Annotated in this window: 6 protein-coding genes and 1 pseudogene; 5 read left to right on the forward strand and 2 right to left on the reverse strand. The window is 74.9% G+C overall.

The genetic code is table 11. The features are described 5' to 3' along the window. Positions 1-220: pseudogene (locus tag L1885_RS19000) on the reverse strand (hypothetical protein); the annotation flags it as partial. Positions 221-387: 167 nt separating this feature from the next. On the opposite strand from L1885_RS19000, the gene L1885_RS19005 reads away from it, so the two are divergent. The 4 genes from L1885_RS19005 to L1885_RS19020 all read left to right on the forward strand — a co-directional run bounded on the left by L1885_RS19005 (position 388) and on the right by L1885_RS19020 (position 5,805). After that, entirely contained in the window at positions 388-1,929 is a 1,542-nt protein-coding gene (locus L1885_RS19005) for an APC family permease (RefSeq protein ID WP_235798351.1), read from the forward strand. Beyond that, a complete protein-coding gene (locus L1885_RS19010; RefSeq protein WP_235798352.1) occupies positions 1,926-2,855 on the forward strand; it encodes an ROK family protein in 930 nt (309 codons plus the stop codon). The genes L1885_RS19005 and L1885_RS19010 overlap by 4 nt, the downstream gene beginning before the upstream one ends. 305 nt (positions 2,856-3,160) lie before the next feature. After that, on the forward strand, positions 3,161-5,113 hold the full coding sequence (locus tag L1885_RS19015; protein ID WP_308117349.1) for an N-acetylmuramoyl-L-alanine amidase: 1,953 nt from the start codon (positions 3,161-3,163) through the stop codon (positions 5,111-5,113). A gap of 191 nt (positions 5,114-5,304) precedes the next feature. Next, entirely contained in the window at positions 5,305-5,805 is a 501-nt protein-coding gene (locus L1885_RS19020; protein WP_235798353.1) for a MarR family winged helix-turn-helix transcriptional regulator, read from the forward strand. A gap of 145 nt (positions 5,806-5,950) precedes the next feature. Here the strand turns inward: L1885_RS19020 and L1885_RS19025 are convergent, their stop codons facing one another. Beyond that, a complete protein-coding gene (locus L1885_RS19025) occupies positions 5,951-7,135 on the reverse strand; it encodes a DUF1266 domain-containing protein (protein WP_235798354.1) in 1,185 nt (394 codons plus the stop codon). A gap of 117 nt (positions 7,136-7,252) precedes the next feature. Here L1885_RS19025 and L1885_RS19030 point away from each other — a divergent pair. Beyond that, positions 7,253-8,265: TerD family protein (locus tag L1885_RS19030; RefSeq protein ID WP_235798356.1), on the forward strand; the 1,013-nt coding region annotated here is incomplete at its 3' end.

Raw genomic sequence — 8,265 nt, forward strand, 5'->3', positions numbered from 1 at the left:
AGCCCGCCGCGCGCAGGGCGTCCAGCAGCACCCGCTCGTTGTAGCTGCGCAGGACGCCCCGGTTCCACGCCTGGTCGCCGCCGGTCGCGCCGCCCGAGGGGGCCGGGGACACGCCGCCGTCAAGGCGGCCGGACGCCTCGCCCCCGGCCGCGCCCGTGCCGGGGTGCTCGTCCGCCCCGCCGCCCGGCCGCCCGTCCGCCCCGCCGCTCGTCCCGCTCACGCCGTTCAGAATCGTCCCTCCTCGGCCGTTGACGTTCTTTTGTAAAGGATTCTAACTTGGTCCTGGCGCCGTCCTGATGGTTTCTTGACGCCGCCCGCTCCCGCAACCGCGGCGCCTCGGCGCCCCTCGACGACAACGCGCCACGACACACCAAGGAGGTGGGCCGGATGCCCGAGACCGACCGCAAGGCCGTCTCGAACGACGTCGGGTTCGTCCGCACCATCGGCCAGTTCCAGGCGAGTGCCATCAACATGAGCCAGATGGTCGGCATCGGGCCGTTCATCACGATCCCCGCGATGATCATCGCCTTCGGCGGCCCGCAGGCCGTCATCGGGTGGGTCGCCGGCGCGGTGCTCGCCCTGGCGGACGGCCTGATCTGGGCCGAGCTCGGCGCGTCCATGCCGGGCGCGGGCGGCTCGTACATCTATCTGCGCGAGGCGTTCCAGTACCGCACGGGACGCCTGATGCCGTTCCTGTTCACCTGGACGGCCATGCTCTTCATACCGTTGATCATGTCGACCGGCGTGGCCGGGTTCGTGCAGTACCTCACGTATCTCTGGCCCTCGATGTCCTCCGGACAGGGGGACCTCATAGGCCTCGCCATGTGCCTCGCGGTCGTGCTCCTGCTGTGGCGGCGCATCGACTCGGTCGGCCGGCTGACCTCGGTGCTCTGGGTGATCATGATGATCAGCGTGGCCTGCGTGATCATCGCGTCCTTCACGCACTTCCACGCCTCCGACGCCTTCACCTACCCGGCGCACGCCTTCGCCCTCGGCTCCACGAAGTTCTGGCTCGGCTTCGCGAGCGGGCTGACCATCGGCATCTACGACTACCTCGGCTACAACACCACCGCGTACATGGGCGCCGAGATCAAGAAGCCGGGACGGGTGCTGCCGCGCTCCATCATCTTCGCGATCGTCGGCATCATGTGCATCTACCTGCTGATGCAGATCGGCACGCTCGGCGTCGTCAACTGGCACGACATGATCGACCCGGCCAACCCCGCGTCCCGGTCGGTCGCCGCCGTGGTGCTGGAGAAGGCCTGGGGCAAGACCACGGCCGACGTCGTGACTGTGCTCATCCTGATCACCGCGTTCGCCTCCGTCTTCGCGGGCCTGCTCGGCGGCTCCCGGGTGCCCTACGACGCGGCCCGCGACAAGGTCTTCTTCCGGCAGTTCGGCCGGCTCCACCCCAAACACCGCTTCCCCGTCCTCGGCCTGATCTCCATGGGTGTGATCACGGCGGCGGCCTTCCTGATCAGCCGGCACCTCGGCAACTCGCAGACGCACCCGCCGCTGACCGTCCTGATCACCTTCCTGACCACCACGATGGTCATCGTGCAGGCCTTCGCGCAGATCGCCGCCGTCACGGTCCTGCGCAGGCGCCAGCCCAACCTGCGGCGCCCCTACAAGATGTGGCTCTACCCGCTGCCGAGCGTCGTGGCGCTGGTCGGCTGGCTGACCGTGTACGTCTTCGCCGACAAGAACAACCCGGGACTGCACCCGATCGAGGGATCGCTGGCCTGGGTCGTGCTCGGCGGCATCGCCTTCCTCGTCTGGGCCAAGGTCGAGCGGACCTGGCCCTTCGGCCCCAAGGAGATCAACGAGAACTTCCTGCACGCGCCCGAGGACGCGCAGGGCGCGCCGGCGACCGGGGCCGGCGCCGCCGGACCGGGCGCCGGGGGAGCGGGCCGGCGGGAGCAGGCGTGAGGGACGGCACCACGGCGGGCCCGGCGCCGGGCGGCGGGGACTTCGTGCTGGGCGTCGACATCGGCGGCACGAAGATCGCGCTGGCCACCGCCGACCCGCTCGGCGTCATCCTGCACACGGCGCGCATCGACACGCGGGCGGCCGAGGGCGCGGGGCAGGCGCTGTCCCGCGCGCTGCGGGCCGCCGGGGAGCTGTGCGCGCGCACCGGCGGCGGGCTGCTCGGCGTGGGCGTCGCGGCGCCCGGTGTCGTCCATGAGGACCACATCGCCCACGCGCCCAACCTCCCCGGACTCGAGAACCTCGCGCTGCGCGCGGAGCTGGCGAAGGCCCTCGCCCCCGCTCCGGTACGGGTGGACAACGACGTGAAGGCGGCGGGCCTCGCGGAGGCGCGCTGGGGCGCGCTGCGCGGCGCCGGCACGGGTCTCTACCTCAACCTCGGCACGGGCCTCGCCGTCGCCCTCGTGGCCGGCGGCCGGGTCCTGCGCGGCGCGCACGGGGCCGCCGGGGAGATCGGCTACCTGCTGCGCGGCCGCGACGACCGCTGGGGAGCGGCCTCCGGCCGCGCCCCGCTGGAGGAGTACTTCTCGGGCGCGGGCCTGGCCCGGCGCGCCGGGGAACTGCTCGGGGGGACGTGGAGCGCGCGGGAGCTGTTCGCCGCCACCGACCCCGCGGCGCGCGCCCTCGTGGACGAGGCCCTCGACACCCTGGCCGTGCACGTGGCCAACCTGGCGACCGTCCTCGACCCGGCCGTGGTGGCGGTGGGCGGCGGCATGACGGCCGTGTCGGACCGGGTGCTGCCGGCGCTGAACCGGCGCCTGACCGAGGCCGTGCCGTACCCGCCCGCGCTGGTCACCGCGCGCTACGCGACCGACGCGGCCCTGCGGGGAGCGCTGGCGCTCGCCCTGGAGGAGCGGCCCGCGGCCTGACCGGTCCGCGTCCTGACCGGTCCGCGGCCTGACCGGCCCGTCGCGGCCGCCGCGCATCTGCGGCGCGCACGGTCCGACCGGTGCCCTCGACGCCGCCCGGAGCCCGTTCCGGCGTCCGGGCACCCGTCCGACCACCCCCGTTCACCTGCGGGAAACGCCCCGTCTGCCGTCCGTGTGGCCGGGGCCGCGGAAAGCGGATTCGGCGTGTTCCGGGCGCGTTCACGGCGTACGGTGCCTGGCGTCGGGCGGTCCGGGGTCGGGGAAGTTGTGCGTGACGACACCTCAACTGCCCACTCCCGTCCCGCATGTGCACGAGAGGCCTCCTGATGCACCAGCACCGACCAAGACGCCCGCTGCTCGCCGCCCTCGCCGGCGGCGTCCTCGCGGCCGGCTGCCTCACGCAGCTGCCCGCCTCGGCCGCCGCAGCCCCCGCCGCCGCCCACGCGGGCGCGTCCGCTGGGTCCCGGCAGGCCGAATTCCGTTCGGCCGCCGCCGAGTTCCACGTTCCCGAGACGGTCCTCCTCGCCCTGGCCTACCAGGAGTCGCAGTGGGACGCGCACCCCGGCCAGTACAACACCGGCGGCGGCTACGGCCCGCTGAACCTCACCGACGTCACCGCGCAGGCGGCCGGTGCGGGCGGCGCGGGCGCCGCCGGACGCGGCGACCTCGGCGAGTTCACCCGCGACCCCGCCCTCCACACGCTGACGGCCGCGTCCCGCCTGAGCGGCGAGTCACCGCACGCGCTGCGCTCCGACAGCGGCGCCAACGTCCGCGGCGGCGCGGCGCTCCTCGCCTCGTACGAGAAGGACCTCACGGGCGCCACCCCCGCCGACCCGGCGCAGTGGTACGGCGCCGTCGCCCGCTACAGCCAGGCCCCGGACCGTACGACGGCCGGCACGTTCGCGGCCCGCGTGTACGCCACCCTGCGCACCGGCGCCGCACGCACGGCCGACCAGGGCCAGCACGTCTCGCTCGCGGCGCAGCCCTCCCTGCGGCCCGCGACGGCCCAGCTCGCCGAGGCGTACCCGAAGGCGCCCGCGGCCGACACCTCGGCCCCTGCCCCCGAGTGCCCGACGACGGTGAGCTGCCGGTTCATCGCCGCCTCCCCGTCCAACGGCCAGGTCGCCGCGCGCCCCGACGACGGCATGTCCGTCAAATACATCGTCATCCACGACACGGAGACGTCGTACGACGCCGCCGTCAACCTCTTCCGCACGGCGGGCAACGACTCGGCCCACTACGTCATGAAGTCCTCGGACGGCTCCGTCACGCAGATGGTGCCGACCAAGGACCTCGCCTTCCACGCGGGCAACTACTGGTTCAACATGCACTCGATCGGCATCGAGCACGAGGGCTACGCCGCCCAGGGCGCCACCTGGTACACGCAGGCCCAGTACGAGGAGACGGCCGACCTGGTGCGCTACCTGTCCGCCAGGTTCGGCATCCCGCTCGACCGCGAGCACATCCTCGGCCACGACAACGTGCCCGCGCCGACCGACGGGACCGTCGCCGGCATGCACTGGGACCCGGGACCCTACTGGGACTGGAACCGGTTCATGGCGCTGCTCGGCGTCCCCGTGCCCACCACCCACGGCGTGGGCGCGGTCGGCACCGCCGTGACGATCACGCCCTCCTTCGCGGCGAACGTGCAGACCGCGAGGATCTGCCCGGCCGACGACCCGTCGGGGGCCACCCCGGCGTGCACGAACCGGCGCGCCCCGACCAGCTTCGTCTACGTGCACACCGCGCCCGACCCGAGCGCGCCGATCATGGCGGACCCGTACATCCACACCAGCGGTGCCGGCACGATGAACATCGCGGACTGGGGCGGCCGGGTCTCCGCGGGCCAGCAGTACGTGGTGGCGGGCACCAGCGGCGACTGGACCGCGATCTGGTACGCGGGCCGCAAGGGCTGGATCCTCAACCCGGCCGCCAAGAACACGACGCCGGCCCCGGGCGCCCGCATCGTCGCGGCCAAGAGCGCGGGACCGGCGAGCGTGCCGGTGTACGGCGTGGCCTACCCGGACGCCTCCGAGTACCCGGCGGGCCTCGACCCGTCGACGATGGCGCCGCTCGGCAAGTACACGGTCCCGCAGGGCCAGGGGTACGTCGCCACGCAGCTCGCGACCGGGACGGACGACTACTTCGCCTCCAGCGGCACGGTGGTCACCGGCGCGCGGAAGTTCTACACCATCCAGTTCGGCTACCGCGACGCCCTCGTCGACATGGCGGGGGTCAAGGCGTCGCTGAGCTCCTGACGGGCCGCACCGGGTCCGGGGCCGGCGGCGGGAGCCGGGCCCCGGGCCCCGGGCCCGGTGCGGACGCGGGGGCGGCCGGCGGCCCCTGGGCTCCGCCAGGGCGGCGGCCGCCCGCCCCGGCGCGGGCCTCCTGACGGACCGCCTCTCGAAGCTTGCGTTTTCAAGTGATGCCGTGATGGAAGAATGAAGCCATGAACGACGATGCGCCCTGGCTCGACGCCGAGGAGTTCGCCGCCTGGCACGCACTGGTGCGCACCGTCAACGCGCTGCCCGAGGCCCTGGACCGCCAGCTCAAGCGCGACTTCGGCCTCCCGCACACCGAGTACCTGCTGATGGCGATGCTCTCCGAGGCCGAGGACCGCACGCTGAGCATGACCCGCCTCGCCCGCCGGCTGCGCTTCTCGGCGAGCCGCCTCTCGCGCATCGTCACCAAACTGGAGGACCTCGGCCGGGTCACCCGCCACCGCGACCCCGCCAACGGGCGGGTCACCCTGGCCACGCTCACCGACGACGGGCTCGCCCTGCTCCGGTCCGCGGCGCCCGGCCATGTGCGCCAGGTGCGGGCGGTCCTCTTCGACCAGCTCGACCGGGAGCAGGTGGGCCAGCTGCGCGCCATCTTCGAAGCGGTCCTCGCGGGGCCCGAGATGAGCACCTGCTGCCCCGGGCGCACGGGCGGCGTGCCGGCCCGCTGACGCCGGCGGCGCCCCGGAGGCCGCCAGGACCCCCTGCCCTCGCGGCGGCTTCGGGGCGCGGAGAGGGCAGGGGGTCCTGTGCGTTCGTGCCGGCCGTGCCGGTCCTGCCGCTCGTGCCGGCCCCGGTCCCCGGCCGCGCGGCCCCTCACTCCCAGGGCAGGGTCAGCCAGGGGCTCTCCGGATCCCGCGTCAGGACCCGGTGCGGCTCCAGCACGTTCTCGTACCACGTGCCGAACTCCTCCGTGTCGAAGCGCAGCACGCGGCCGAGCGCGTACCCGGCCGAGAAGTCCTCCCAGGAGGTGTGCCGGGTCCCTGCCAGGGCGCCCGCGCGCAGCACGGCGTCCCGCGCCTCCGCTCCCGCGCACAGCCGCGCGCTCAGTCCCCACCGGGCGAAGTTGACCGCGCGTCCGTAGTCGTACGCCGCGGTGCTGCGCACGTACCCGTCGGGCGGCAGCAGCCCGTCGGCCCGGAACCGGGCCTCGTAGCGCACGATCCGCCCGATCAGATCCTGGATCGCCGGGCCCAGGGCGTCCGGTGCGCCGAGGTCACCCAGCACGTCCGCGCAGGTCGAGCGCCACAGGTCCAGGGGAACACGGGCGCCCGGCTCCCCGGCCAGCCGCCGCCGCACCTCCAGGACGAACTCCGGCTCGCCGGGGCCGTTGCGGGCCTGGAGCAGCGCGTCCATCTGGAAGCGCCACTCGGCGTGCGTGGTCGTCCCCCAGGACTCGCGCAGCAGCCGCGCGTCGAGGACGTAGTCGTCGTACACGTCGCCGATCTCGTTCCACAGCACGCCGTTGCGCACGGCCAGCGGCGCCCCGCAGGCGAGTGCCTGCGCCAGCAGCCCGGCCCTCGGCCCGTCGTACTTCGTCAGGAGCGCGACGGGACGGTCGGCGCGCTCCCCGGCGCCGGCCGCACGCACGGCCCGCAGCCAGCGCCGCCGGTGCCGGGCCCGGGCGGGGAAGGTCGTCTCGGTCGGCGTCCCGGGATTCACGCACAGCGCGAACCGCGCGTCGGGCCACAGTTCCGCCATCGCGCGCAGCGACGTCCGCTGCGCCACGGCGCCCTCGCGCCTCGGCAGCCGCTCGCCCGCCGTGCGCACGGCCACGCACCAGTGGCCCGCGCGGTCCCGGCAGGTACCCCAGCGGACCGAGCCGCCCCCGTCCGCCTGCTCCTTCGGCACGTACAGGAACAGGTCGCACCCGGCGAGCACCCGCAAGAACGCGTCCCGGTCACCGTCGAGCGCCGCGGACCTCAACTCCCGTTCGATCCGTGTAGCCGGTTCCCACGAGCGCGCGTACGCCCGCGCCGCCGCTCTCGGAGTACTGTCCACCGGCCGACCCTATCCAGCGGGCCGCCGCGGGCCGAGGGTGCACCCGCCAGGAACCGGGCGCCACCCGTTCGCGTTTTTCCCGATGAGGCGTACGTGGCACACATCGAGGGGGTGGACATGGCGGAGCTGGTCCCCGGCGGCAACCTGGAACTGCCGAACGGCGCAGTGGTCCTGCGCGTACCCGGCCCCTTCGACGTCTCGGCGCTGGTCACCGGCGACGACCGCAGGGTCGGCGGGGACGCCGACTTCGTCTTCTTCAACCAGCCGCACGCCCCGGGCGTCGACGTGGACTCCGGCGCGGGCGTGAGCACCGTCCGCCTCGACCCGCGGCGGCTGCGGCCCGGCGCCACCCGCGTCACGCTCGTGCTCAGCCCCGCCGACCCCGGCACGCCGCTCGGCGCCCTGCCCGCCCCGGTGCTGAGCGTGCGCCGCGCCGCCGCGACGGGCGCGGCCGGGTCCGGGGCCGAGGTCGCCGTCTTCCGGCCGCCGCGCCCGGACCGCGAGAGCGTCCTGCTGCTCGCCGAGGTCTACCGCCGTGGCGGCGCCTGGAAGGTGCGGGCACTCGGGCAGGGCTACGCGGACGGACTCGCGGGCCTCGCCCGGGACTTCGGAGTGGACGTCGAGGACGACGGGACCCCGGCCGCCCCGCCGCCGCGGGCGCCCGCGGCCCCGCAGGGGGACCCGGAGGGGTACGGCGCGCTCGTCGGCGCCGAGCGCATGCGGGCGGGCGCTCCGCCCGTCGCGCTCGACGCCCGGCTCCGCGAAGCGGCCGCCCGGCACGCGGCGGCCATGGCGGCCGAGGGGGCGCTCGCCGTCGAGACCTCCGACGGCGTCTCCCTGTACCAGCGCGTGGAGGCGGCCGGGTTCTCCTGCCTGGCCCTGGCCGAGCACCTGGTCTCCGGGCCGCACGACCCCGCCGCCTTCCTCGCGTACTGCCTCTCGGCCCCGGCCACCGCGGCACCCTTCGCCGACCCCGCGTACACCCACGTCGGCATCGGCCGGGCGGCCGGGAGGTCGGGCGAGGTGTTCTGGACGGCCGTGTGGGCCTCGCCCTTCAGCCCCGCGGGCCTGGCCCGGCTGACCGCCGACGTCGTCCGCCTCACCGCCGCCGAGCGTGCGGCGGCCGGGCT

The sequence above is a fragment of the Streptomyces fuscigenes genome, assembly GCF_021556455.1.
Classification (GTDB): Bacteria; Actinomycetota; Actinomycetes; order Streptomycetales; family Streptomycetaceae; genus Streptomyces; species Streptomyces fuscigenes.